Raw genomic sequence first — 23,642 nt, 5'->3', positions numbered from 1 at the left:
GTCTGACATCAGGTTGGTTGCGTCGATCAGCGCAGTGCGCGATCCACCGCTTCGATCATCCCCCGTTTGGCGAACAGAAAATCCCACAGGCTTCCTCCCATCTGCCGCCACAACACCGCCGAGCGCACCGCCGCCAGCAAGAGCGCGCGGATCTCCGCCACCACACCAGCCTGGCCAAGATAATGCGGGTTGCCTTGCACCATGACCTTGGGCCGCAAATGGCTGATGGTCTGCGCGTACAGCCCGCCCAGCGCACTCAGCACGTCGGGGTGACTGCTGTCGCCGAGGATCTGCGCCTGGCGTGCCGCCGCATCAATGCCGTTGGACACGGTGGTGACGGTGGAAGTGTCGCGCACGAAGCGGCGCTCCAGCTGCAGTACTGCCAGCGCCAGCCGCGGCAGCACCTCGTCCTGGCCCTGATTGCGAAAATAGTTATGCAGCAGCCGCAGGCCAGGCGCCAGCGCCACCGCCGAGCCGTACACGGCCTCCGGCGAAGAGGCGTCCACCCGGAACACGCTGTCCATGGCGGTGCGCACCGTCGCGGCCTCCGAATGCCCGGTCTCGGCAATCCGCCGCACCTGTTGCAGGGCCTGAGCGACGCCGGCCAGCGCCAGCACGCGGTGATCCATGGAAGAACTCATCAAGCTACTACCTCCGAGGAAAAAGAAGATCCCGCCAATCGAGATTCCAACGGTGCATCGGTGGCGGCAATGACGGCGCCGCCCAGGCATTCTTCGCCGTCGTACAGCACTAGCGACTGCCCCGGCGTCACCGCCCGCTGCGGCCGTGCGAAACGCACCTGCACACCGCCATCGTCCTGCACATCCACTCTGCATGGCTCGTCCGGCTGCCGATAACGCGTCTGTGCGGTGCAGCTGAAGCTGCGTGCCGGCGGCGCCCCGGTGACCCAATGGGCCTGCTCGGACTGCAGCCAGTACGATTGCAGCAGCGGGCTGTCGCGGTCCTGGTCTACATACAACACATTGCTCGCCACATCCTTGCCGACCACGTACCACGGCGCGGCAGCACGCCCGCGCACGCCACCGATGTTCAGGCCTTCGCGCTGACCCAGCGTGAAATAGAACACCCCTGGGTGCTCGGCAATGCGCTGCCCCTGCGGGTCGCGGATTTCGCCGGTACGCGCGGGCAGGTAGCGGCCCAGAAACTCGCGGAAGTCGCGCTTGCCGATGAAGCAGATGCCAGTGGAATCCTTCTTGGCATGGGTCGGCAAGCCAGCGTCCTGAGCGATACGCCGCAGCATGCTTTTTTCCAGATCGCCGATCGGAAACAGCGTCGCAGCCAACTGGGTCTGCCCTAACTGGTGCAGGAAATAACTCTGGTCCTTGCCGTGGTCTGCACCGCGCAGCAACCGCCAACGACCGCCGCTGTGCGCAACCCGTGCGTAGTGACCGGTAGCGATGCGCTCGGCGCCCAGTGCCTGAGCTGCATCCAGGAAATGTTTGAACTTCACTTCGCGATTGCACAGCACATCCGGATTGGGCGTGCGGCCGGCTGCGTACTCGGCCAGGAAGTGCTCGAACACGCCGCTCCAGTACTCACCGGAGAAATCGCGGAAGTGAAACGGGATGCCCAGTACGCCACAGACTGCCACCGCATCGCGGCGATCGTCTTCAGCGCGGCAATCGCCGCTGCCGTCGTCGGCCCAATTCTGCATGAACAGCCCGGCGATCGACGCACCTTGCTGCGCCAGCCGCCACGCCGCTACCGACGAATCCACACCGCCAGATACACCGACCACGATGCGCGGCGTATTCATTCGACGTGGCGCACCAACGATAGCGGATAGCGCTGGCCGGCCAGATAATCGGCCACTACCTCCCACACCAGCGGGCTACGCAAACGCTCGGTCGAGGTGCGTAGTTCTTCCGGCGTCATCCACAACGCACGCACCACGCCGGTGTCCAGGCTGCGTTCGGGGTGGTAGGTGAGGGCATCGGCGCCAAACGCAAAGCGCACAAAACACTGCCCGCTCGGCGCCACCCACTGGTAAGTGCCGATGAACTGGGTCAGGCGCACGTCCCAGCCGGTTTCTTCCAGTGTTTCGCGTACTGCCGCGTCCAGCAGACTTTCGTCAGGCTCTAAATGCCCGGCCGGTTGATTCAGTAGCAGTCGGCCGCCAATGGCTTCTTCGACCTGCAGAAAGCGCCCGTCGCGCATTACCACGGTGGCGACCGTCACATCGGGGTGCCAGCGTTGTGCGGACGTGCTCATCGGCATCGGCCCAGCACACTCGAAAGCCAGATCGCTGCGCCAGTGGTTGCTTCGGCGTCACCGCGGTGAGCGTGGTGGCGCACACCAATCGTCGCTACGGATACAGGCGCCAAGGCGGTGGACAACGGCGCCAGCAGCAGCGCGGTCATGAAATCGGTCATCAAAGGCGAGCCAGGAAGTTGGAAACAAATTGTGCGGGGCGCAGCGCAAATCGTCCAATGCGCGCAACGATGAACCGTATAATGCCCGGATGCCCCGTAATACCTCACACGAACACGACCACGGCCTGATGGTCGAAGCCAGCAAGCCTGAAGTGGCGCCGCCGCCGCGGTATCAGGTGCTCTTGCTGAACGATGACTACACCCCGATGGACTTCGTGGTGACTGTTCTGGAACAGTTTTTCAATCTGAGCCTGGAACAGGCGACCCAGGTCATGCTGCATGTCCATACACGTGGGCGTGGCGTTTGCGGGGTGTACAGCCGCGAAGTCGCAGAGTCCAAAGTGGCGCAGGTCAACGAGTTTTCGCGCATGAACCAGCATCCGCTGCTCTGCACGATGGAACAGGCCTAAAGGCGCTTGCGTGATCATTCTAGCAGCGCAACAGTGTGGCTGCGATCACGTGCTAACGCCGTCTGAACATGCCTATCCGATAGGGGTGTGGAAAATCCCAACAAAAGCCGCATATTGTTGGCAACAGCCGCTTGGAGTTATCAATGTTCAGCAAAGACCTAGAACAAACAATCGGCCAGTGCTACAAGCGAGCACGCGAGGCGCGTCACGAGTTCATGACCGTCGAGCACCTGCTGCTCTCGCTGCTGGACAACCCTTCCGCACAGGCGGTGCTCAAAGCTTGCGGCGCAGATCAGGTGCGTCTGCACAACGATCTGGAACAGGCAATCGAGGCGTCGGTCTCGCGTCTGGCTGAGGACGATGGCCGCGACACGCAACCTACGTTGGGCTTCCAGCGCGTGTTGCAGCGCGCTGTCTATCACGTGCAGTCCTCGGGCAAGAAGGAAGTTACCGGTGCCAATGTGCTGGTTGCGATCTTCGGCGAAAAAGACTCGCATGCGGTGTACTTCCTGAATCAGCAGGACATCACCCGGCTGGATATCGTCAACTACCTGTCGCACGGCATCGCCAAGCTGGGCGACGATGGTGAGCAGTCGTCTGCGCCGGACGGCGAGTCCAAGAGCGAAGGCGGGGAGGGCGAGACGAAGGGCGATGCGCTTGCCGAGTTCGCCACCAACCTGAACGAGCAGGCCCGTAACGGCAGGATCGATCCGTTGGTCGGTCGCGCCGATGAGATCGAACGCACCATCCAGGTCCTGTGCCGTCGTCGCAAGAACAACCCGTTGTACGTGGGCGAGGCTGGCGTAGGCAAGACCGCCATTGCCGAAGGTTTGGCCAAGCGCATCGTCGACAACGATGTTCCGGAAGTGCTAGCCGATGCGGTGATCTTTTCGCTGGACCTGGGCGCGCTGGTCGCCGGCACTAAGTACCGCGGCGATTTCGAAAAGCGCCTGAAGGGCGTGCTGAGTGCGCTGAAGAGGGTGCCCAACGCGGTGCTGTTCATCGATGAGATCCACACCATCATCGGTGCCGGTTCCGCTTCAGGTGGGACCATGGACGCCTCCAACCTGATCAAGCCGGCACTGTCGTCGGGCGAGTTGCGCTGCATTGGCTCGACAACGTTCCAGGAATATCGCGGCATCTTCGAGAAGGACCGTGCGCTCGCACGCCGTTTCCAGAAGATCGACATCGTCGAGCCAACTGTCGGTGAGACGTTCGAGATTCTGCAGGGCCTCAAGCCCAAGTACGAAGCGCACCACGGCGTAACTTACGCCGACGACGCGCTGCAAGCGGCGGTGGATCTGTCGGTCAAGCACATCGGCGATCGGTTACTGCCGGACAAGGCGATCGACGTGATCGACGAAGCCGGTGCGCGTCAGCGTCTGTTGCCGGAAGACAAGCGCAAGGAGCTGATCGACATCGAGGAAATCGAAACCATTGTCGCCAAGATGGCGCGGATTCCGGCCAAGCAGGTCAGCGCGACCGATAAGGACGTGCTGCAGCATCTGGAGCGCAATCTGAAGATGGTGATCTTCGGGCAGAACCCGGCGATCGAGACGCTGGCCGGGTCGATCAAGCTGGCGCGTTCGGGCCTGGCCAATCCGGAAAAGCCGATCGGCAACTTCCTGTTCGCAGGCCCGACCGGGGTCGGCAAGACCGAAGTCACCAAGCAGCTCGCACTGCAGTTGGGTATTGAATTGGTGCGGTTCGACATGTCCGAGTACATGGAAGCGCATTCGATCAGCCGCTTGATCGGTGCACCTCCGGGCTATGTCGGCTTCGATCAGGGGGGCTTGTTGACCGAGAAGATCGTCAAGACCCCGCACTGCGTGTTACTGCTGGACGAGGTTGAGAAGGCACATCCGGATATCTTCAACATCCTGTTGCAGGTCATGGACCGCGGCATCCTCACCGACACCAACGGCCGCGAAGCGAACTTCAAGAACGTGATCCTTGTGATGACGACCAATGCCGGTGCCACCCAGGCCTCGCGGCGTTCGATCGGCTTCACCAAGCAGGATCATTCCACCGATGCGATGGAGTCGATCCGTCGCGGCTTTACCCCGGAGTTCCGTAATCGCCTGGATGCGATCGTGCAGTTCCAGCCGCTGGCCTTCGACCACATCCTGCGAGTGGTGGACAAGTTCATCATCGAACTGGAAATGCTGTTGCAGGAAAAGCACGTCTCTCTGTCGGCCACCCCGACTGCGCGCGATTGGCTGGCCCAGCATGGTTTCGATCCGCTGATGGGGGCCCGCCCGATGTCGCGTGTGATCCAGGAGAAGATCAAGCGTCCGCTGGCCGACGAGCTACTGTTCGGCAAGTTGGTGGAGGGCGGTAGGGTCAATATCGACGTCAAGGATGGCGAGCTGGTGGTGGAGGCGCACCCAGAACCGGAACGTCTGCTACCTGCGACCGTCGACTGATCGCCCTGAGTCTCTGGAACGAAAAAAACCGCTCGCAAGAGCGGTTTTTTTTGATGGCTGAGAGGTGGTCTGGCTTTCACGAAAGCTGCCTACGTTACAAATTCACATCGGTACTTTTCGACAATACCGAGACCCGCGTATCTGCTGGCAGCCTTGATGTTGATGAGTAGAAACGGTGAGGGAGAGATACGGTCACTCGCTATCACCGACGCAAATCGCAGAAACGATAAAAAGCGGCCGTGGCCGCCTTGCTTCTCAGCACCGAACCGCTTACTTCATGCGGTAGGTAATACGGCCCTTCGTCAGGTCGTAAGGAGTCATCTCAACTTTGACCCGGTCGCCGGTGAGGATGCGGATGTAGTTCTTGCGCATGCGGCCGGAGATGTGGGCAATGATCTCGTGCCCGTTTTCCAGCTTGACCCGGAACGTGGTGTTGGGGAGCGTCTCGCTGACGCTGCCTTCGAATTCAATGGAGTCGTCTTTCGACATGTAATCCTGTGCAATCACGGCTGGCCCGGCAGGGCCGTAAGGAGCGGCATTTTACGCGGCATCTCCCCGCGGCGCAAATTTATGTTAAGCGGACTTCACCAAGCGCACTTGCAGGCCGCTCGCCGTAGCGTTTGGCCCAATTCCCGGGGGGCGCCGGTTGGGCGACTTGCAGCTGAACTTGCTGCAGAAACTGCACGCGCGGCCAGCGTTGAGCACCCAGACGCAGCAGATGCGGGTTTTCCACTTGCGCGTCGAGCAGTGGCCATCTACATGCATGCAGATACCTGGCCAGCGCCGCCAGGGCCACCTTGGAGCCGCCGCTTTCGGCACTGAACATGCTTTCGCCGAAAAACATCTGGCCAATCGCCACACCGTAGATACCGCCGATCAGACGCGTGCCATCGAACACTTCGAGCGAATGCGCGTGGCCCAGACGGTGCAGCTCGATATATGCCTGTCGCATCGGCGTGCTGATCCAGGTGCCGTCCTGACCGGCACGTGGAATCGACGCGCAGGCAGCGATCACCTGTGCGAAGGCGGTGTCGGCCCGCAACGTCCAGCTGCTGCTGCGCAGTTGGCGCTTGAAGCGCGAGGACAGGCGTACGTCGTCGGTGCGAAACACCATACGTGGGTCCGGGCTCCACCACAGGATCGGTTGGTCCTCGGAAAACCATGGGAAGACGCCGTGCGCATAGGCAGTGAGCAGTCGCTGCGGCGAGAGATCGCCGCCGATGGCGAGCAGGCCGTTCGGCTCGCGTAACGCGTGCTCGGCCGGCGGGAAGGGCGCGGTAGGATCGGCAGCGAGCAGGTAGGTAAGGTGGCGCGACATGCGTGAAGTGTAGAGCGTGTCGTGCAGGTCGCTTCTAGAGCCAACGACAAAGAATCACTTTGCCGCGGAAGCTGGACGCGATCGGTGCCTGGATTTCATTTGCCCGCTTGCACTGCAGCTTGTACGCGCGGTTTGCACCCACCAAGCGGTTGCCAGCTGAGCTTTGTGAACCGCTTCGTTGCGAAGTCTGCGGTGCGCTTGATCTGTGATCAGCCAGTGCACGCCGATGGCGTCAGCCACGCTGCGTCAATCGCGAAACGGGCTGTGCTCGGACAGGTCGCGTGCGTGTTGGGTCACCGCCTTGCGCTCGTCTGCGCACCACAGCGCCAGCGGCCCGCGGAAGCCGGGATCTGCAATCCAATGGCGGCTGCGCACAAGAGTGGGCAGAAAGCCTCGCGCGATCTTGTGTTCCCCTTGTGCGCCCGGCTCAAAGCGGGTCAAGCCCTCGCGCAGGCAATAGTCGATGCCTTGATAGTAACAGGTCTCGAAATGCAGACCTGGCAGGGCTTCGCCGCCCCAGTAGCGCCCGTACAACGTGCCATGTCCACGCAGGCAGAGCGCGCCAGCGATCGGTTGCCCATTTAGTTCGGCCAGGAACATCACCAGCTGACGCGGCAGATGCTGTGCGAGATGACGCAGAAATTCGAAGGTCAGCGCGGGCGAGTTGCCGTATTCGTTGAACGTCTTGAGGTAGAAGCCATACATCGCGTCCAGGTCCGCATCGCTGGCTTCGTCGCCATGCACCACGCGTAGCTGCACGCCAGCGCGTTGCACCTTTGCGCGCTCCTGACGGATGTTCTTGCGTCGCTTGTGGTCCATCGCTGCCAGGAATGTATCGAAATCGCTCCAGCCGCTGGCGTTATGCCAGTGGTATTGCAGATCGTTGCGCTCCAACCAGTCGGCATCGAAGGCGGCGTCTTCGGCGGCAAGGTGGAAGTTCACGTGAGCTGACGACAGCCCGCTGCGCTCCACCAGCTCACGCATTGCCGCAAGCAGTTGCGGGCGCCACTGTGGCGCACCCAGTAGACGCGGGCCGGTCACCGGCGAGTAAGGCACACCGCATAGCCACTTCGGGAAGTACTCCTGCCCGTAACGCGCATAGGCGTGCGCCCAGGCGTGGTCGAATACGAACTCGCCGTGCGAATTGTTCTTCAGATACCCCGGCGCAGCGGCCACCAGCGAGCCACCGTCCCACAGGGTCAGGTGCAGCGGGTCCCAGCCCCAGTCCGGGCGCAAGCAACCCTCGCGTTCGAGACCTTGCAGAAACGCGTAGGAAACGAAGGGATGCGTGCCGTCGTGCAATCCATCCCAGGCGTCAGCCGGAATCTGGTCAAGTCGGCGACACCAGCGCGCGGTGACGCTCATGCGCGCGACCCGCTAGCGATGCTGCCCGCGCGGCGTGGCCAGCGGTCAGCGACCACCTCAAGCGCTCTTGTCGAGGTAACGCTCGGCATCCAGCGCAGCCATGCAGCCGAAGCCGGCCGAGGTGATCGCCTGGCGGTAGTGCTGATCGGCGACATCGCCCGCGGCGAAGACGCCGTTGATCGAGGTTTCGGTCGCAGCCCCGTTCAGGCCGGAACGGATTTCCAGATAGCCGTTGTTCATCGCCAGCTGGCCGTCGAACAACTGCGTGTTGGGGTGATGGCCGATGGCGACGAAGAAGCCGTGCGCAGCGATCTCGCGGGTGCTGCCGTCCAGGGTCGACTTGACCCGCACGCCAGTGACACCGGCATCGTTGCCCAGCACCTCGTCGATGCCGTGATGCCAGACAGGTTCGATCTTGCCGGATGCGACCTTGGCGAACAGCTTGTCCTGCATGATCTTTTCGGCGCGCAGGGTGTCGCGGCGGTGCACAAGGTAGACCTTGCGGGCGATGTTGGACAGATACAGCGCTTCTTCAACCGCGGTGTTGCCGCCGCCGACCACCACCACGTCCTGGTCTTTGTAGAAGAACCCGTCGCAGGTGGCGCAGGCGGAGACACCGCGACCCTTGAAGGCTTCTTCGGTAGGCAGGCCCAGGTACTTGGCAGTAGCGCCGGTCGCGATGATCAGCGCATCGCAGGTGTACTCGGCACCATCGCCAAACAGGCGGAACGGGCGCTGCGACAGGTCGGCAGTGTGGATGTGATCGAAGATGACCTCGGTCTCGAAGCGCTCGGCATGCGCCTGCATGCGGCTCATCAGGTCCGGCCCCATCAGGCCGTGGGGGTCGCCTGGCCAGTTATCCACCTCGGTGGTGGTCATCAGCTGGCCGCCTTGCTGCAGGCCGGTGATCACCACCGGCTTGAGGTTGGCGCGGGCGGCGTAGACCGCGGCGGTCCAGCCGGCCGGGCCGGAGCCGAGGATCAGCAGGCGGGAATGCTTGGCAGGGATGGCAGAAGAGGCGCTCATGTATACTCGTGATCCAGGAATTGGTATGGCTGCCAAATGCATTGGCAGCCCCTGTGGCGGCATAGAGTGGCGGTCCCCACCCGGCGAATCAAGGCGGCGCGATGGAACTGCTTGAACCGCAGATGGCATGATCCATCCAGTAGACGTCCGCGACGCCGCCTTGTGCGGCGTTTTTCGTTGACCGCCGCGTGCCCTGGCGACCGGTGCTCATCCAACAGCTGAAACCGTGGCCTCCAGTCGTTTATTATCAACCACTAACAGCATTTTCCTAAGGTGTGGCTACAGGTGGCAAAGCAGGTTCCCGAACGCAGCAAGCCCGCAGAGAGTAAATCGTCGTCGCGCAAGACGGCGGTAGCGGACAATCCGCGTCGGCAAAAGCTCTGGCGCGATCTGGCATTGATCGCGGTGGCGCCGTTGCTGCTGTATCTGCTGGCCAGCCTGTTCACCTATTCGGCAGCCGACCCTGGCTGGTCGCGGACCGGCAACTTGGTTGCGCCGATCCACAATATGGGCGGCAAGTTTGGTGCTATGGCAGCGGACGTTCTGCTGCAATTGTTCGGTTATGTGGCCTTTCTGTTACCTGTGATTTTGGGGGCGGTAGCCTGGATTGCGCTGATCGGCGAACGCGAAGAGCAAAGCCAGAGTGATCTTGAGCCAGCGTTGCGCTTGGTCGGAATGGTCGGCTTCTTGATTTCCTCGACCGGCTTCTTGCACCTGCGCTTGTTTCATGCCGAGGTTGCGGAGGCAGGCGGCATTCTCGGCAAGTCGGTTAGCGAACCGCTCAGCTCTGGCTTTGGCGCGTTGGGCGCGAATTTGTTCGTTGTGGTACTGTTGTTGGTATCGATCACGCTAGCCACTGGCCTGTCGTGGTTCGCGGCGATGGAGCGTATCGGCAAGTTGGTGCTGGCGCTAGGCCCGCTGATGCAGCGCAAGACCCATCAGGCTACCGAGTGGCGGCAGACTCGGGTGATGCGCGAAGAACGCGAGGAAGTGCGCAAGGTCGATGCGGTCAAGCAGGCCAGACGCGAGCCGGTCAAGATCGAGCCACCGCCAGCACCGGTGGTGGAAAAAAGCGAGCGCGCCAAGCGCGATACCCAGATCCCAATGTTCCAGGGCGTAAGTACCGACGGATCAGACTTGCCGCCGCTCGCGCTGCTGGACGACCCAAAGCCGCAGGCCAAGGGCTATTCGGAAGAGACGCTGGAAACGTTGTCGCGGCAGATCGAGTTCAAGCTCAAGGATTTCCGCATCGAGGCGCAAGTGGTCGGGGCCTATCCCGGTCCGGTGATTACGCGCTTCGAGATCGAGCCGGCGCCGGGCATCAAGGTCAGCCAGATCAGCTCGCTGGACAAGGACATTGCGCGCGGGCTGTCGGTCAAATCGGTGCGTGTGGTGGACGTGATTCCGGGTAAGTCGGTGGTGGGTCTGGAGATCCCCAACGTCACCCGCGAGATGATTTTCCTGTCCGAGCTGCTGCGTTCCAAGGAATACGACAAGTCGCCCAGCCCGCTGACGCTTGCGCTGGGCAAGGACATCGCCGGGCGCCCGACGGTGGCCGATCTGGCGCGCATGCCGCACTTGCTGGTGGCCGGGACCACCGGCTCGGGTAAGTCGGTGGCAGTCAACGCGATGGTGTTGAGCCTGTTGTTCAAGGCGTCGCACAAGGAACTGCGGATGCTGATGATCGACCCGAAGATGCTCGAGCTGAGTGTCTACCAGGGCATCCCGCATCTGCTGGCGCCGGTGGTCACTGACATGAAGGAAGCCGCCAACGGCCTGCGTTGGTGCGTGGCCGAGATGGAGCGCCGTTACAAGCTGATGAGTGCGGTGGGCGTGCGCAACTTGGCCGGCTTCAACAAGAAGATCAAGGACGCCGAAGACGCCGGCCAGCCGATGATGGACCCGCTGTTCAAGCCGAATCCGGAGCTGGGCGAGGCGCCGCGGCCACTGGAAACGCTGCCGTTCATCGTGATCTTCATCGATGAATTCGCCGACATGATGATGATCGTCGGCAAGAAGGTCGAAGAACTCATCGCACGTCTGGCGCAGAAGGCGCGTGCGGCCGGCATCCACTTGATTCTGGCTACGCAGCGCCCGTCGGTGGACGTTATCACCGGCCTGATCAAGGCCAATATTCCGACCCGCGTGGCGTTCCAGGTCAGCTCCAAGATCGATTCGCGCACCATCCTGGATCAGTCCGGCGCCGAAGCGCTGCTCGGCAACGGCGACATGCTGTATCTGCCGCCGGGCACGGCGCTACCGGATCGCGTGCATGGCGCCTTCGTCAGCGACGAAGAAGTGCACCGCGTGGTTGAACATCTCAAGGCCAGCGGGCCGGTGTCCTACGTCGAAGGCGTGCTGGACGAAGTGCAAACCATGGGCGACGGCACCGTGGTCGGCGCGACCGGCTTACCGGAAAGCAGCGGCGGTGGCGGCGACGAATCCGACCCGCTCTACGACGAGGCCCTGCGCATCGTCACCGAGACCCGGCGTGCGTCGATCTCGGGCGTGCAGCGGCGCTTGAAGATCGGCTACAACCGGGCCGCACGCTTGATCGAAGCGATGGAAGCGGCCGGTGTGGTCAGCCAGCCAGAGCACAATGGCGACCGCACCGTGTTGGCACCGCCGCCACCCAAGTAAGGGCAGCTCGAAGCGCCAGTGGCAAACGCTGCCTGGGAGCAACCGACAGGCATAGCGAACGTCTGCCCGGCGTTTGCGCGGTGGTTGTCAGCCGCTTTCACGGATGGCGCGGCGTTTGTTGGAACCAGGTGCCTGCCATTGTCGGTCACAACGGCTACCCTGTTGAGCAAGAGCCGCCCCGGCTCGTTGCGATCCAGACCCATGTTGCGTCGTCTCCTGTTGTTGCTCGTGCTGCTGACCTCCATGCCGCTGCTGGTCCAGGCTCGGCAGCAGGCCGCGCCCGCTGCAGCCGCGGCGCGCACGCAGGCCGACACCAACTACAGCTTCGTGCGCTATCGCGCCGACTACGAAGTGGGAGCCGATGCCAGCAGCGTGGTGACCGACGAATACGAGATCCTGCTCAAAACCAAGTCGGCGGTGGAGCGGTTCAGCCAGGTACGGCTGAGCTATAGCGAGAAGATGGAAACCCTCGACGTGCTGGAGGCCTACACGGTGACCGCGGAAGGACTGCGCCGGGACGTGTCGACCGACAAGATCTATACCCAGGAAAGCTACTCCGGCGCGTCGGCGGCGATGTATGCCGACCGCAAGGTCAAAGTCGTGGTGTTCCCGAATCTGGCGCCGGGCGCGCGCGTCGTCTACCGCGTGCGTCGGGCGCAGAACACGCCGTATTTCCCGGGCTATTTCAGCCTGTGGGAAACCTTCAGCGTATTCGCGCAATACGATGATGCTGTGGTCACGCTGGTGGCGCCAAAGTCGCTGCCGATGCATCTGTCCGCACGCGGGCTGCAGGGCAGCGTTAAGCCGGTGGTGCGTGGCAATCAAGCGCGCTGGGAATGGCACTACCAGCGCGCCGCGCCGAAGAAGAATCAGAACTGGAGCGCGGCGACCTGGGAGTTTAGCCCCACCTTGATGGCCAGCACCTTCGACAGCTGGTCGCAGATGGGCTTGGCATATCACCTCAAAAGCGGACGCGCCGCTGCGGTGACTCCGGCGATACAGTCGCTGGCCGATGAAGTCACCAAGGGCACCGACGACCCTCGCGCGCAGGCGGCGGCGTTGTACGCCTGGGTAGCGCGCAATATCCGCTACGTGGCGGTGTACCTGGGCAACGGCGGGCTGGAGCCCAATAGTGCCGATAGCATCCTGGCCAACCATTACGGCGACTGCAAAGATCACACCGTGATTCTGGAAGCCCTGCTGGCGGCCAAGGGCATCGACAGCACGCCGGTGTTGATCGGCGCCGAGGGCGGCCCGACGCTGCCGGAGATTCCGGTGCTCGGCCGCTTCAATCACGCCATCACCTATATTCCGGCGTTCGATCTGTACGTCGATTCGACCAACTCTTACGCACGCTTCGGCCAGCTGCCGGCGGGCGACCTCGGCGCGCCGGTGGTGCACACGCGCGACGGCAAGCTCACGCAGACGCCGCCGAACGATCGCAAGCTCAATCGCTATGTGGCGCGCACCGAATACCGCTTCACGCCGCAGGGCGGGCTGCACGGGTTAACCTCGTTGGACAGCGGACAGACCGGCGAAGTTGGCTTGCGTGCGATGTTCGTGCAGCTCAATGCGCAGAATCGTAATCGCATCGAGGAGTCGATCATTGCGCAGTCTGGTTTCGACGGCACCGGCGATCTGTTGATCCAGGGCGATCCGCTGGATCTGGATGCGCCGTTCAACTATCGCTACACGTTTGAGGCCAAGGACGCGGTGGATTTTTCGGTGGTTGGGGGCATGACCTTGCCGGATATGCCGGGTGCCGAGTCGACGCGCGCGATCTATACGACGACATCGGCCGAAAACAATCTGACCCCGTTCTACTGCAACGACAGCGTGCGCGAGGAAACCTACGTGGTGACCTTTCCGGACACGGTGCCGATCATCGCAATTCCGCGCAGCACCAGGTTTCGCAATACGGCTGGCGAATACGCAGTGGGCTGGACGCGCCAGGGGCAGACCGTGACCGCCGTACATCGTCTGCAACGCACTGCAGTCCGCGGGCCGCAGGCGCTGTGTCAGCCGCAGGACTACCGCGCATTCCGCGAGCTCTACCAGCGGGTGCGGCGCGGTTTTCGCGGTCAGATCGTCTATGGCGATCTAACCAAGGTACAGACTGCGCGGTAAGCCTACTCGTTGCGTGAGAGTCGCCATCTGAACGCCTCGTGCGATAGCGCGCGCCCATTCATCAATGAAGCATCAGAATCGATGCAGCCCTTTCTGGAAGACCGCGATGCATTGCCAGCTCCGTTATGCCGTCCTTGCCACTGCTCTGTTCGCCAGCACCGCGTTTGCAGGGGCGCGCCAGGAGCTGGACACATTCACGCGTGGCTTGAAAGCCCTGGATGGTGAATTCAGTCAGCAGGTGTCCGACGCCAATGGCCGGGTCAAGGAGCGCTCAAACGGGCGCGTGGCATTGTCGGCACCGCGCCAATTCCGTTGGGAATACGCCAAACCATACAAGCAGCTCATCGTCGCCGACGGCAAGAAGGTGTGGTTGTTTGATCCCGACTTGCAACAGGTGACCGTGCGCGCGCAAGGCAGCGAAGAACAAAACAGTCCGCTGGTTGCATTGATCGACCCGGCACGTCTGGACAAGCAGTACGACGTCAGCGAAGAAGCCGCGCCGCGTGACGGGCTGCAGTGGTTGTCGTTGACACCGAAAGTCGACACTGAAGCCAGCTTCCAGATGGCCTTGCTTGGCTTCGGCAAGGACGGCCTGGCCAGTATGGAAGTGGTGGATGCGGTGGGCCAGCACACTGCAATCAGCTTCAGCGGCTGGAAGCGTAATCCGGCGTTTGCTGCAGACACCTTTCGCTACACCCCAGGCAAAGGCGTGGACGTGGTCGGCGACGCGCACTAAACAGTCGCTCGCAGGCATCCGCGCTGATGACGGCCTTCTTGGCAGAAGGCCGTTTGCTGACGCGATACAATGATGCGTGGCACGAACCAAGCTCCCCATTGCTCCCGAAGCCGATCTGCTCAGCGTAGACCGTGAGCATCTGCGCCCGCTGGCAGAGCGTATGCGGCCGCGCACCCTCGACGAAATGGTCGGGCAAAAACGTCTGCTCGCGCCCGACAGCGCTTTGCGACGCGCGGTTGAATCCGGCCGCGTGCACTCGATGATTCTCTGGGGACCGCCCGGCTGCGGCAAGACCACGCTTGCGCTGTTGCTGGCGCATTACGCCGATGCCGACTTCAAAGCGATTTCGGCGGTGTTGTCGGGCTTGCCGGAGGTGCGTCAGGTGCTGGCCGAAGCCGCGCAGCGCTTCGCCAGCGGGCGCCGTACGGTGTTGTTCGTCGATGAGGTGCATCGCTTCAACAAGGCACAGCAGGATGCGTTTCTGCCGCATATCGAGCGCGGCACGATTCTGTTCGTCGGCGCGACTACCGAAAATCCGTCCTTCGAATTGAACTCTGCGTTGCTCTCGCGTTGTCGTGTACACGTGCTGGAAGGCGTCTCGCCGCAGGATATCGTCGAAGCATTGCAGCGGGCCTTGCATGATTCGGAGTACGGGCTGGGGCAGGAGACAATTCAGGTCACTGACGCATCGCTGTTGGAAATCGCCAGCGCCGCCGATGGCGACGTGCGCCGCGCATTGACGCTGCTGGAGATCGCTGCGGAACTGGCGACGGGCGAGGGCGGCGAGATCACTCCGCAGACGCTGCTGCAGGTGCTGGCCGACCGTACGCGCCGTTTCGACAAGAATGGCGAGCAGTTCTACGACCAAATTTCGGCGCTGCATAAATCCGTGCGCAGTTCCAATCCAGATGCGGCGCTGTACTGGTTGACGCGCATGCTCGACGGCGGTTGCGACCCAGCCTATCTGGCGCGGCGACTCACCCGTATGGCGATCGAGGACATCGGCTTGGCCGATCCACGCGCGCAAAGCATGGCGCTGGAAGCCTGGGATATTTATGAGCGTCTCGGTAGCCCGGAAGGCGAGCTGGCGTTCGCGCAACTGGTGCTGTACCTGGCCAGCACTGCCAAGTCCAACGCTGGCTATGTCGCCTTCAATCAGGCCAAGGCCGAGGTGCGCGCCACCGGCACCCAAGAGGTACCGTTGCATCTGCGCAATGCGCCGACCAAGCTGATGAAGACGCTCAATTATGGGCAGGACTATCAGTACGACCACGATGCCGAACGCGGGATCGCGCTGGACCAGACCGGTTTTCCGAATGCGATGGGCGAGCGGGTGTATTACAACCCGGTCCCGCGCGGACTTGAGATCAAGCTCAAGGAAAAGCTCGACCGGCTACGCCAGGCCAGGGAACAAGCGCGCGCGGAAAAGCACGGATCCAAGAGCCAGGCTTAAAGCGGCCAGCAAACGCAGTGCGGTCGTCAGACGTTGTGGTCGGCACGCTCCGTAGTCGTCCCTGAAAAATCCCCTTCAAGCGCCAAGTGCCGTCGGTGACAGCGGCACGGTACTCAAGGATGACCATCCCATCGCCCGCATCCAGGCACGCAAAAACGCGATCCAGCGCAGCAGCCAGCGCAGGTTGTAGCCAGCGGCGCAGCCGAGCACGTGCAGCGCATCGCCTTGGGCACCTTTCAGCCTGCAGCGACGCAACCGGCAGTCGTCTTTCAGATGTCCGATCACCGGCTCCACCGCCTGCCGTCGCTTGATCCAGCGCCATTGCCGTCGCGTCAGCGTCTTGGCCTTGCCGCGATGCAGGACCTGCACGCCATCGACTTCGCGCCCGCGATCGCCCAGGTCCACGATCGCCACCGTCGGTTCTACGCTCACATCCTGCAGCAACCCGCGTGTCTGCTCCAGCTGCTCGGCCAAGGTATCGCCGTCGTACGGGTTGCCCGGGAAGCTGCGCGCACCCACGACCAATCCCTTGCAGGCGGTGACCGCAATGCCGACCTTGACGCCGAATTCGTACGCTTGACGCGCCTTGCCCTTGCCGATGCATTCCACTTCCGGGGCATGCAATGCGTAGAGTTTTTGTTTGTCCTTCGGACGCTGCGTGTACAGCCGTTGCGCACGTTCCAGCCAGACAGCGATGCGCTCGCGCACGCCGGGTTCCACCTGGTCCAGCTTGCGCTCGATATCGCGCAACACCCGCCCCAATACCGTGCGTTGACGTCGCAGCACGCGCTGCATGCGCTTGAACTGGCGCGCATGCGCATACCGACCTGCCTTGCGGCTCAGGGCCGGGCCTTGCCGCGCGTAGCTCTGCCGCAATCCGATGCCGTGCCGCTTGGCCAGTAACACCAGCTTCTTGCGGGCCACCTCCAGCAAACGGCTGTCGGTCGGATAGGCGATCGCCTTCTCTTGCACCGTGGTGTCCACGATCACCCGCGACAACTCGCGTGCGTCCACCGCCTGCATGGCATGTGCGGCGTTGATGGTGTGCGCCAGCAGCTCTTCCATCCCGGCCTCACCCAGGCGCTGCCGCCAGCGCGTCAGCGAGCTGGCATCGCACGGCAAGCGCGTCTGGAACACGACCTCACCGGTGAAGAACTGCCAGTACGGATTCTCCAGCCAGCGCTCGCACACCGCTTCATCGGACAGGTCGTAGGCGTGTTTGAGGTAGAGCAAACCGGCAATCAGCCGCACCGGCAATGCCGGCCGACCGCCACCGGCCTGGGTGGCCGGCAAGCGCGATGAAAGTGCTTGTTCCAACGCCGTCCACGGCATCTGTTGGCTCAGCCGCGCCAGCGGATGACGCAGGTTCTCCAGCCGCGAACGAAACAACTCGTCGGCGGGTCTGTCTTCGGCAGCAGGACGGCGTGTACGCATGGGCGGAAATTGCCAGAAACCAGCCTTCAGCGTAGCGAACACTGGTAGTTCTGGCACGCCGGTGCAGACATCAAGGCCTTGCGGTCGTTGGGTGGTTGGGGTTTTTCAGGGGCGACTCCGTAAAGTGGCGGGGGGGGGGGCGCCGCACCGAGCAGCACACAGGTGCGATGCGGCAGGGTCATGATCGCTCCTGGCTGGGAGCGCTGCTGCGTGTGTCGGCACTAGGTTGCCGCCGCCGCGCGGGCAGGTCGGCAAGGCGTATGGTTTCGGACAGCCCGGCGCTACGTCGATCGGTGCTTGCCGTGACCGATGCGCTGTGCGTGGTAGATCCCGGTATGGCCTGAAAACAGATAGGCGGTGATGCAACCGAGTGCGGCGAGCGGTGCGATATCGGCACCGAACAGTTCGATCGCCATGAGCGTGGACGCGATCGGGGTGTTGGATGCGCCGGCGAATACCGCCACGAAGCCGATCCCGGCTAGCATCGGAAAGGGCAGGTGCAGCAGCGGTGCAAGCGCGTTACCAAGCGTGGCACCGATGTAGAACAGCGGCGTAACCTCGCCGCCCTTGAAACCGGCCCCCAGTGAGACTGTCGTAAAGCACAGCTTGCCCAGAAAATCCCATGGCGCCGTCGGCTCGTGGAAGGCGCGGACGATCTCCGGAATTCCCAAACCGATGTAGCGCTGCGTGCCGAGCAGCCACACCGCCAGCGCGATGACGCATCCCCCGAGCAACGGACGCAGTGGAGCGTAGCCGATGGCGCTTTTGCTCAAGCTGCCCAGGCGATGCGTGACGGTGGCAAACAGCATGCCGACCAGACCAAACAGCATGCCGGCCGCCAGCACGGCCAGCACGCTGCTGATCCCGACCGGAACGATGGGGCCGATTGCATACTGGGTGTGGTGAATGCCCCAGGCCAAACAGACCTGATCGGCCACGATGGCGGCCACCGCGCACGGCAGCAGCGCGTTGTAGCGCAATCGACCGATGGCCAGTACCTCCAGCCCGAAGATTGCGCCGGCTAACGGAGTGCCGAACACTGAGGCGAAGCCGGCACTGATGCCTGCCATCAGCACAATGCGCCGGTCTTCGTTGCACAAGCGCAGCAGCCGCGTGAGTTGGTCGGCAAGCGCGGCGCCCATCTGCACGGCGGTGCCCTCGCGTCCGACCGAGGCGCCGAACATATGGGAGATCACCGTGCCCCCCAGCACCAGCGGCGCCAGGCGCAGCGGCACCAGCTTCTTGGGGTCGTGGATTTCTTCGATGACCAAGTTGTTGCCGGCGTCCACCTGTTTGCCCAGCAGGTAATACACCAGGCCGACTGCAAAGCCGGCCAGCGGCAGCAGCCAGATCGCGCGCGGATGCGCCAGGCGCCAGCTGGTGGCCCAATCCAGGGCCAACAAGAGAAATGCAGAAGCAGTGCCGGCCAGTACGGCGGCCACGCTGGCAATCACCAGCCACTTGGCAAGATGGGAGAAAAGGTCGAGATGTTCAAAGGGCCGAAATCGTGACATGGCAGCCTGTCGCTTAGTGACATGATGGCTGGCACGGCAGGGAGATGTGAGCATTTAAACGCCTACAATCCCTGGGCCGGGCCAGAGTTTTTGTAGGCGTCATCAGTAGCGATCGCTACGGTTGATGGAACAGCGCGGAGGAACGCCATCTCCGAGCATCTAGACTAATCCCGCTCCGCCCCCCCTGTCCAGACAGTCGGCCCATCCCGATACATCAAGCCTGCAAAAAGGCCGGCGAGCGGTTGCTCTCTGGCCTTCATTGGTTTTGCCATGGCTGCCGGCAGGGTTGGCAACCATGTGGCATTTACAGTGCTTCGATAATGCCCGCCGCGCCCATACCGGTGCCGATGCACATGGTGACCATGCCGTACCTATGCTGACGACGACGCAGGCCGTGCACCAGCGTGGCAGCACGGATCGCGCCGGTAGCACCCAGCGGGTGACCGAGTGCGATTGCGCCGCCGAGTGGGTTGACCTTGGACGGATCCAATTCGCTGTCGCGGATCACTGCCAATGCCTGCGCGGCAAATGCTTCGTTGAGCTCGATCCAGTCGAGCTGGTCCTTGCTCAGACCGGCCTGCTTGAGCGCTTTGGGAATCGCCGCGACCGGGCCGATGCCCATCACTGCCGGGCGCACGCCTGCTACCGAGAAGCTGACGAAGCGCGCAAGCGGGGTCAGGCCGTAGTCCTTGATCGCCTGCTCGGAGGCCAATAGCACTGCACCGGCGCCATCGCTCATCTGCGAGGAATTGCCGGCGGTGACGCTGCCGCCGAACTGTCCGTTGCGGAACACTGGGCGCAGCTTGGCCAAGCCTTCGATCGAGCTATCCGGGCGCGGCCCCTCGTCGGTATAGACCAGACGCTTGCGCAACGCAATCACATTGCCGGCCAAGTCGGGATGGTGCGACAGAATCTCGTACGGGGTGATCTCGTCGCGGAACTCGCCGGCAGCAATGGCGGCAATCGCTTTCTCATGCGAGGCAAGGGCAAACGCGTCTTGATCCTCGCGCGAGACCTTCCATTCCTCGGCGACCTTCTCGGCGGTGATGCCCATGCCGTATGCAATGGCGACATGGTCGTCGGCAAACACGCTCGGTGACATGGCGACCTTGTTGCCCATCATCGGCACCATCGACATCGACTCGGTACCGCCGGCCAGCATCAGGTTGGCGTTGCCAAGACGGATCTGGTCGGCGGCCATCGCCACGGCCTGGATGCCGGACGAACAGAAACGGTTGATGGTCTGACCGGCTACGGTAATCGGCAGGCCAGCCAGCAGCACGCCGATGCGCGCCACGTTCATGCCTTGCTCGGCCTCTGGCATCGCGCAACCGATAATGGCGTCGTCGATCCGCGACAAATCGATGCCCGGCGCCTGTGCAACCACCGCACGCAGCACGTGCGCCAGCATGTCATCTGGACGGGTATTGCGGAACACGCCCTTCGGCGCCTTGCCGACTGGGGTGCGGGTGGCGGCAACGATGTAGGCTTCTTGAATCTGCTTGCTCATGGCTTTATCCGAAAGCCGGGAGTGGGGATTCGGGAGTGGGGATTGGTCAGAACGAGTCCCGGTGTCCGAATGTTCCCGCCCGGCGGGATGGAATGTTTGGAGGCAGAGGAAACGCCGTTGCGCGTGCCCAATCCCTGATCACAAATGCCGGCGCTGACTATCCGGCGAAACAAATCGTTAGAGAGACGGGAAATCGCTGTTGCCAATCCCCAATCACCAATCACATATCTCAGTTCCTCAACGGCTTGCCCGTCTTGAGCATGTGCCCAATCCGTGCCTGGGTCTTTTCTTGCTGGGCCAGTTCGACGAAGTGCGTGCGCTCCAGCTTGAGCAGCCATTCTTCGTCGACCAGTGCGCCGCGATCGACTTCACCGCCGCACATGACCGTTGCAATGCGGGTGGCGATTTCATAGTCGTATTCGCTGATGAAACGGCCTTCCAGCATGTTGACCAGCAGCATCTTGAAGGTGGCGATACCGACATTGCCGGCGACCTGTATGCGGCGTGCTGGCAGCGGTGCGCGGTAGCCGCCTTCGGCTCGTGCGCGCGCTTCGGCCTTGGCGATATGCAACGCTTCGAAGCTGTTGAACACGATTTTGTCGGTCGCGCGCAACAGGCCCAGTTCCTGGGCGTTGACTGCCGAGTTGGACACCTTGGCCATCGCCACGGTCTCGAAGGTCTTCTTCAGTTCGGCGAACACATCGCCGCCAGCGCCAGCGGCGTGGGAGGCACGCACCGCGATTTCTTTCAAACCGCCACCTGCCGGCAACAGACCGACGCCGGCTTCCACCAGTCCGATATAGCTTTCCAGCGATGCCACAGCCTTGGCACTGTGCATCTGGAACTCGCAGCCGCCACCCAGTGCCAGGCCGCGCACTGCCGAAATCACCGGCACCTGCGCATACTTGATGCGCTGACTGGTGGCCTGGAAGTTGGCGACCATGGCATCGAATGCATCGACCTTGCCGGCCTGCAGCAGACCCAGCGCGCCGGCCAGATCGGCGCCGGCGGAGAACGGCTCCTTCTGCTGCCAGATCACAAGCCCGGCGAAGTCTTTCTCGGCCCGTCCGATGACTTCCTGCAAGCCATTGAGCACGTGATCGGAGACGGTGTTCATCTTGGTCTTGAAGCTGACCACCGCGATGTCGTCGCCGTCGTGCCACATGCGCACGCCATCGTTGTCGAATACGGTCTCGCCCGCCGAGAACTGCTCGCCCAACAACGGATCGGGGAAGCGCTGGCGCTTGTACACCGGCAGCGCCGAGCGCGGCAGCTGGGCATCACGCGCGGGGCTGTAAGAGCCTTCGGCGGCGTGCACGCCATCGCGGCCGTCGAACACCCAGTTAGGCAACGGCGTGCTGCTCATGCTCTTGCCGCTGGAAATATCCTCGGCAATCCACTGAGCAACCTGCTTCCAGCCTGCGGCCTGCCAGGTTTCGAACGGGCCCAGCGACCAGCCGTAACCCCAGCGAATCGCCAGGTCAACGTCGCGCGCAGTTTCTGCGATATCGGCCAGATGGAAGGCGCTATAGTGGAACAGGTCGCGAAATGTGGCCCATAGGAACTGTGCCTGCGGATGCTGGCTTTCGCGCAGCTTGGCGAACTTTTCGGCCGGGGTCTTGATCTCGAGGATTTCGACCACGTCCGGCGCAGCGCTGCGATCGGCGTTTCTGTAATCCTGCTTTTGCAGATCCAGCACCACGATGTCCTTGCCGTCCTTGCGGAAGATACCGGCGCCGACCTTCTGGCCTAGCGCGCCCTTGGCGATCAGCGCGTCCAGCCACTTCGGCGATTTGAAATGCTGGTGCCACGGATCGTTGGGCAGGGTGTCGCCCATGGTCTTGATCACGTGCGCCATGGTGTCCAGGCCGACCACGTCCGAAGTACGGTAGGTTGCCGACTTCGGGCGCCCAACCAGCGGGCCGGTCAGCGCATCGACTTCATCGAAGCCCAAACCGAACTCGGCGGTGTGATGGATGGTGGACAGGATCGAGAACACGCCGATACGATTGCCGATGAAGTTCGGCGTGTCCTTCGCATACACGACGCCCTTGCCGAGCGTGGTGACCAGGAAGCTCTCCAGGCCCCCCAACACGGCCTTGTCAGTGCCCTTGGCCGGGATCAGCTCGGCCAGGTGCATATAGCGCGGCGGATTGAAGAAATGCACACCGCAGAAACGGTGGCGCAATTGCTCGGGCAGCACGTCGGAGAGCTTGTTGATGCCCAAGCCCGAGGTGTTCGATGCCAGCACGGCATGATCGGCCACGAACGGAGCGATCTTCTTGTACAGGTCCTGCTTCCAGTCCATGCGCTCGGCGATCGCCTCGATGATCAGATCGCAGTCGCGCAGTTGTTCCAGACCGCTCTGGTAATTGGCCGGCGTGATCGCCTCGGCCAACGCCTTGCTGGCGAGCGGGGCAGGGCGGAGCTTGCCGAGGTTGGCGATGGCATTGAGCACGACACCTTCGGCATGACCTTCCTTGGCAGGCAAGTCGAACAGCACGGTGTCGACACCAGCATTGGTGAGGTGCGCGGCGATCTGCGCACCCATGACGCCGGCACCGAGCACGGCGGCACGACGGACTAGCAACGGATTGGACATAGCGATGAGCCTTTGGTGTGAGCGACTACGGTGTGGAATGGGTATGGAAACCGGGTTCTGCAAAACGAATCAGTTCGCGCGCGGCATGCGCGCGGTGGTCGGCCTCGCTGACGCCCGCAGGGCGCTTGATGAGGCCGAAATCGGCCATGGCATAGGTCAGCGCGCCGGCCAGAAAGTCTAGGCGCCAGTAAAGCTCTTCCTTGCTCAGGCCCGGCACGCAGGCGGCGATGGCCTTGCCGAATTCGCGTAGCACATGTCCGTAGTGGTCGGACATAAACTTGCGCAGGTTGTCGTTCTTTTCGGCGTAGGCACGTGCGATCACGCGCACGAAGGCGCCGCCGCTCTGTCGGTCTTGCGCCATCGCCAGGGCCGGCTCGACGAATGCAGCGAGCACGGCAGTGAGCTCACCCGGCTGCGACTTCTTTGCCACCTCCAGCTGCTGCAGACGTGCGGCGGTCATTTCGTCCATGCGGCGGCGGAACACTTCGTTGACCAGATTTTCCTTGGAGCCGAAGTGATAGTTGACTGCAGCGATGTTGACATCGGCCTGGGTGGTCAATTGACGCAGCGAAGTCCCAGCGAACCCGTGCTGGGCGAACAGCTCCTCGGCCGCGCCGAGGATGCGGTACTTGGTGGAGAAGTGAGCGGGCTTGGGCATGCGAGGAGATGGAGCTCAATCAAACGATTG

The 23,642-nt window shown here is 62.6% G+C and carries 18 protein-coding genes and 1 riboswitch; of the genes, 6 read left to right on the top strand and 12 right to left on the bottom strand.

Going from position 1 to position 23,642, the window contains the following annotated elements; all coding sequences use genetic code 11:
- Window positions 1-26: 26 nt before the first annotated feature.
- Genes hflD through PD885_RS10760 form a run of 3 tightly spaced genes read right to left on the bottom strand, consistent with a single transcriptional unit; the run spans window position 27 to window position 2,232 of the window.
- Window positions 27-641, bottom strand: coding sequence for a high frequency lysogenization protein HflD (hflD, locus tag PD885_RS10770; RefSeq protein ID WP_002813431.1), 615 nt, complete (start codon window positions 639-641; stop codon window positions 27-29).
- Window positions 641-1,777, bottom strand: coding sequence for a tRNA 2-thiouridine(34) synthase MnmA (gene mnmA / locus PD885_RS10765; protein ID WP_088056864.1), 1,137 nt, complete (start codon window positions 1,775-1,777; stop codon window positions 641-643). Before mnmA ends, hflD begins: the two co-directional genes overlap by 1 nt.
- Window positions 1,774-2,232, bottom strand: a complete 459-nt coding sequence (locus tag PD885_RS10760; protein ID WP_002813428.1) for an NUDIX hydrolase — start codon at window positions 2,230-2,232, stop codon at window positions 1,774-1,776. Before PD885_RS10760 ends, mnmA begins: the two co-directional genes overlap by 4 nt.
- 250 nt (window positions 2,233-2,482) lie before the next feature.
- Here PD885_RS10760 and clpS point away from each other — a divergent pair, with 250 nt between their 5' ends.
- Both clpS and clpA read left to right on the top strand, forming a co-directional pair.
- Entirely contained in the window at window positions 2,483-2,803 is a 321-nt protein-coding gene (gene clpS, locus PD885_RS10755) for an ATP-dependent Clp protease adapter ClpS (protein ID WP_002813423.1), read from the top strand.
- A gap of 143 nt (window positions 2,804-2,946) precedes the next feature.
- Entirely contained in the window at window positions 2,947-5,229 is a 2,283-nt protein-coding gene (clpA, locus tag PD885_RS10750) for an ATP-dependent Clp protease ATP-binding subunit ClpA (RefSeq protein ID WP_002813421.1), read from the top strand.
- Window positions 5,230-5,499: 270 nt separating this feature from the next.
- Here the strand turns inward: clpA and infA are convergent, their stop codons facing one another.
- The 4 genes from infA to trxB all read right to left on the bottom strand — a co-directional run bounded on the left by infA (window position 5,500) and on the right by trxB (window position 8,938).
- Window positions 5,500-5,718: a translation initiation factor IF-1 gene (infA, locus tag PD885_RS10745; RefSeq protein ID WP_002813418.1), complete on the bottom strand. Its 219-nt coding sequence runs from the start codon at window positions 5,716-5,718 to the stop codon at window positions 5,500-5,502.
- Between the two features lie 79 nt (window positions 5,719-5,797).
- The gene (gene aat / locus PD885_RS10740) at window positions 5,798-6,547 is read right to left on the bottom strand and encodes a leucyl/phenylalanyl-tRNA--protein transferase (RefSeq protein WP_002813413.1); all 750 of its coding nucleotides are present in this window, start codon (window positions 6,545-6,547) and stop codon (window positions 5,798-5,800) included.
- Between the two features lie 246 nt (window positions 6,548-6,793).
- Window positions 6,794-7,912: a GNAT family N-acetyltransferase gene (locus tag PD885_RS10735; RefSeq protein ID WP_002813410.1), complete on the bottom strand. Its 1,119-nt coding sequence runs from the start codon at window positions 7,910-7,912 to the stop codon at window positions 6,794-6,796.
- 57 nt (window positions 7,913-7,969) lie between these two features.
- Entirely contained in the window at window positions 7,970-8,938 is a 969-nt protein-coding gene (gene trxB / locus PD885_RS10730) for a thioredoxin-disulfide reductase (RefSeq protein ID WP_002813407.1), read from the bottom strand.
- A 285-nt stretch (window positions 8,939-9,223) separates the two neighbouring features.
- On the opposite strand from trxB, the gene PD885_RS10725 reads away from it, so the two are divergent.
- The 4 genes from PD885_RS10725 (at window position 9,224) to PD885_RS10710 (ending at window position 15,894) form a co-directional block, all read left to right on the top strand.
- Complete coding sequence (locus PD885_RS10725; RefSeq protein WP_088057126.1) at window positions 9,224-11,578, top strand: DNA translocase FtsK; 2,355 nt, start codon at window positions 9,224-9,226, stop codon at window positions 11,576-11,578.
- 201 nt (window positions 11,579-11,779) lie between these two features.
- Window positions 11,780-13,705: a DUF3857 domain-containing transglutaminase family protein gene (locus PD885_RS10720; protein WP_088056863.1), complete on the top strand. Its 1,926-nt coding sequence runs from the start codon at window positions 11,780-11,782 to the stop codon at window positions 13,703-13,705.
- Between the two features lie 106 nt (window positions 13,706-13,811).
- The gene (gene lolA, locus PD885_RS10715; RefSeq protein WP_002813398.1) at window positions 13,812-14,441 is read left to right on the top strand and encodes an outer membrane lipoprotein periplasmic chaperone LolA; all 630 of its coding nucleotides are present in this window, start codon (window positions 13,812-13,814) and stop codon (window positions 14,439-14,441) included.
- Window positions 14,442-14,601: 160 nt separating this feature from the next.
- Window positions 14,602-15,894 (top strand): replication-associated recombination protein A, encoded by a 1,293-nt coding sequence (locus tag PD885_RS10710; protein ID WP_238396108.1) that lies wholly within the window; start codon window positions 14,602-14,604, stop codon window positions 15,892-15,894.
- A 75-nt stretch (window positions 15,895-15,969) separates the two neighbouring features.
- On the opposite strand, the gene PD885_RS10705 is transcribed toward PD885_RS10710, so the two are convergent.
- The 5 genes from PD885_RS10705 to PD885_RS10685 all read right to left on the bottom strand — a co-directional run bounded on the left by PD885_RS10705 (window position 15,970) and on the right by PD885_RS10685 (window position 23,612).
- Entirely contained in the window at window positions 15,970-17,328 is a 1,359-nt protein-coding gene (locus tag PD885_RS10705; RefSeq protein ID WP_088057125.1) for an IS5 family transposase, read from the bottom strand.
- Between the two features lie 281 nt (window positions 17,329-17,609).
- Complete coding sequence (locus tag PD885_RS10700; RefSeq protein ID WP_108780210.1) at window positions 17,610-18,842, bottom strand: voltage-gated chloride channel family protein; 1,233 nt, start codon at window positions 18,840-18,842, stop codon at window positions 17,610-17,612.
- 86 nt (window positions 18,843-18,928) lie between these two features.
- Window positions 18,929-19,004, bottom strand: a riboswitch (Fluoride riboswitch).
- A 142-nt stretch (window positions 19,005-19,146) separates the two neighbouring features.
- Window positions 19,147-20,352, bottom strand: a complete 1,206-nt coding sequence (locus tag PD885_RS10695) for an acetyl-CoA C-acyltransferase (protein WP_002812978.1) — start codon at window positions 20,350-20,352, stop codon at window positions 19,147-19,149.
- Between the two features lie 229 nt (window positions 20,353-20,581).
- The gene (locus PD885_RS10690) at window positions 20,582-22,954 is read right to left on the bottom strand and encodes a 3-hydroxyacyl-CoA dehydrogenase/enoyl-CoA hydratase family protein (protein WP_002812976.1); all 2,373 of its coding nucleotides are present in this window, start codon (window positions 22,952-22,954) and stop codon (window positions 20,582-20,584) included.
- Between the two features lie 25 nt (window positions 22,955-22,979).
- Complete coding sequence (locus tag PD885_RS10685) at window positions 22,980-23,612, bottom strand: TetR/AcrR family transcriptional regulator (protein WP_002812974.1); 633 nt, start codon at window positions 23,610-23,612, stop codon at window positions 22,980-22,982.
- Between the last annotated feature and the right edge of the window lie 30 nt (window positions 23,613-23,642).

The sequence above is a fragment of the Xanthomonas fragariae genome (assembly GCF_900183975.1).
Taxonomy (GTDB): Bacteria; Pseudomonadota; Gammaproteobacteria; order Xanthomonadales; family Xanthomonadaceae; genus Xanthomonas; species Xanthomonas fragariae.
Note: the sequence above shows the minus strand (reverse complement) of the source record. Positions and strands in the feature narration are given on the sequence as shown.

What these genes read in the sequence shown, in the direction of transcription:
- hflD (WP_002813431.1), bottom strand. Translation starts at nt 641, where the DNA reads ATGAGTTCTTCCATGGATCACCGCGTGCTGGCGCTGGCCGGCGTCGCT.
- mnmA (WP_088056864.1), bottom strand. Translation starts at nt 1,777, where the DNA reads ATGAATACGCCGCGCATCGTGGTCGGTGTATCTGGCGGTGTGGATTCG.
- PD885_RS10760 (WP_002813428.1), bottom strand. Translation starts at nt 2,232, where the DNA reads ATGAGCACGTCCGCACAACGCTGGCACCCCGATGTGACGGTCGCCACC.
- clpS (WP_002813423.1), top strand. Translation starts at nt 2,483, where the DNA reads ATGCCCCGTAATACCTCACACGAACACGACCACGGCCTGATGGTCGAA.
- clpA (WP_002813421.1), top strand. Translation starts at nt 2,947, where the DNA reads ATGTTCAGCAAAGACCTAGAACAAACAATCGGCCAGTGCTACAAGCGA.
- infA (WP_002813418.1), bottom strand. Translation starts at nt 5,718, where the DNA reads ATGTCGAAAGACGACTCCATTGAATTCGAAGGCAGCGTCAGCGAGACG.
- aat (WP_002813413.1), bottom strand. Translation starts at nt 6,547, where the DNA reads ATGTCGCGCCACCTTACCTACCTGCTCGCTGCCGATCCTACCGCGCCC.
- PD885_RS10735 (WP_002813410.1), bottom strand. Translation starts at nt 7,912, where the DNA reads ATGAGCGTCACCGCGCGCTGGTGTCGCCGACTTGACCAGATTCCGGCT.
- trxB (WP_002813407.1), bottom strand. Translation starts at nt 8,938, where the DNA reads ATGAGCGCCTCTTCTGCCATCCCTGCCAAGCATTCCCGCCTGCTGATC.
- PD885_RS10720 (WP_088056863.1), top strand. Translation starts at nt 11,780, where the DNA reads ATGTTGCGTCGTCTCCTGTTGTTGCTCGTGCTGCTGACCTCCATGCCG.
- lolA (WP_002813398.1), top strand. Translation starts at nt 13,812, where the DNA reads ATGCATTGCCAGCTCCGTTATGCCGTCCTTGCCACTGCTCTGTTCGCC.
- PD885_RS10710 (WP_238396108.1), top strand. Translation starts at nt 14,602, where the DNA reads ATGCGGCCGCGCACCCTCGACGAAATGGTCGGGCAAAAACGTCTGCTC.
- PD885_RS10705 (WP_088057125.1), bottom strand. Translation starts at nt 17,328, where the DNA reads ATGCGTACACGCCGTCCTGCTGCCGAAGACAGACCCGCCGACGAGTTG.
- PD885_RS10700 (WP_108780210.1), bottom strand. Translation starts at nt 18,842, where the DNA reads ATGTCACGATTTCGGCCCTTTGAACATCTCGACCTTTTCTCCCATCTT.
- PD885_RS10695 (WP_002812978.1), bottom strand. Translation starts at nt 20,352, where the DNA reads ATGAGCAAGCAGATTCAAGAAGCCTACATCGTTGCCGCCACCCGCACC.
- PD885_RS10690 (WP_002812976.1), bottom strand. Translation starts at nt 22,954, where the DNA reads ATGTCCAATCCGTTGCTAGTCCGTCGTGCCGCCGTGCTCGGTGCCGGC.
- PD885_RS10685 (WP_002812974.1), bottom strand. Translation starts at nt 23,612, where the DNA reads ATGCCCAAGCCCGCTCACTTCTCCACCAAGTACCGCATCCTCGGCGCG.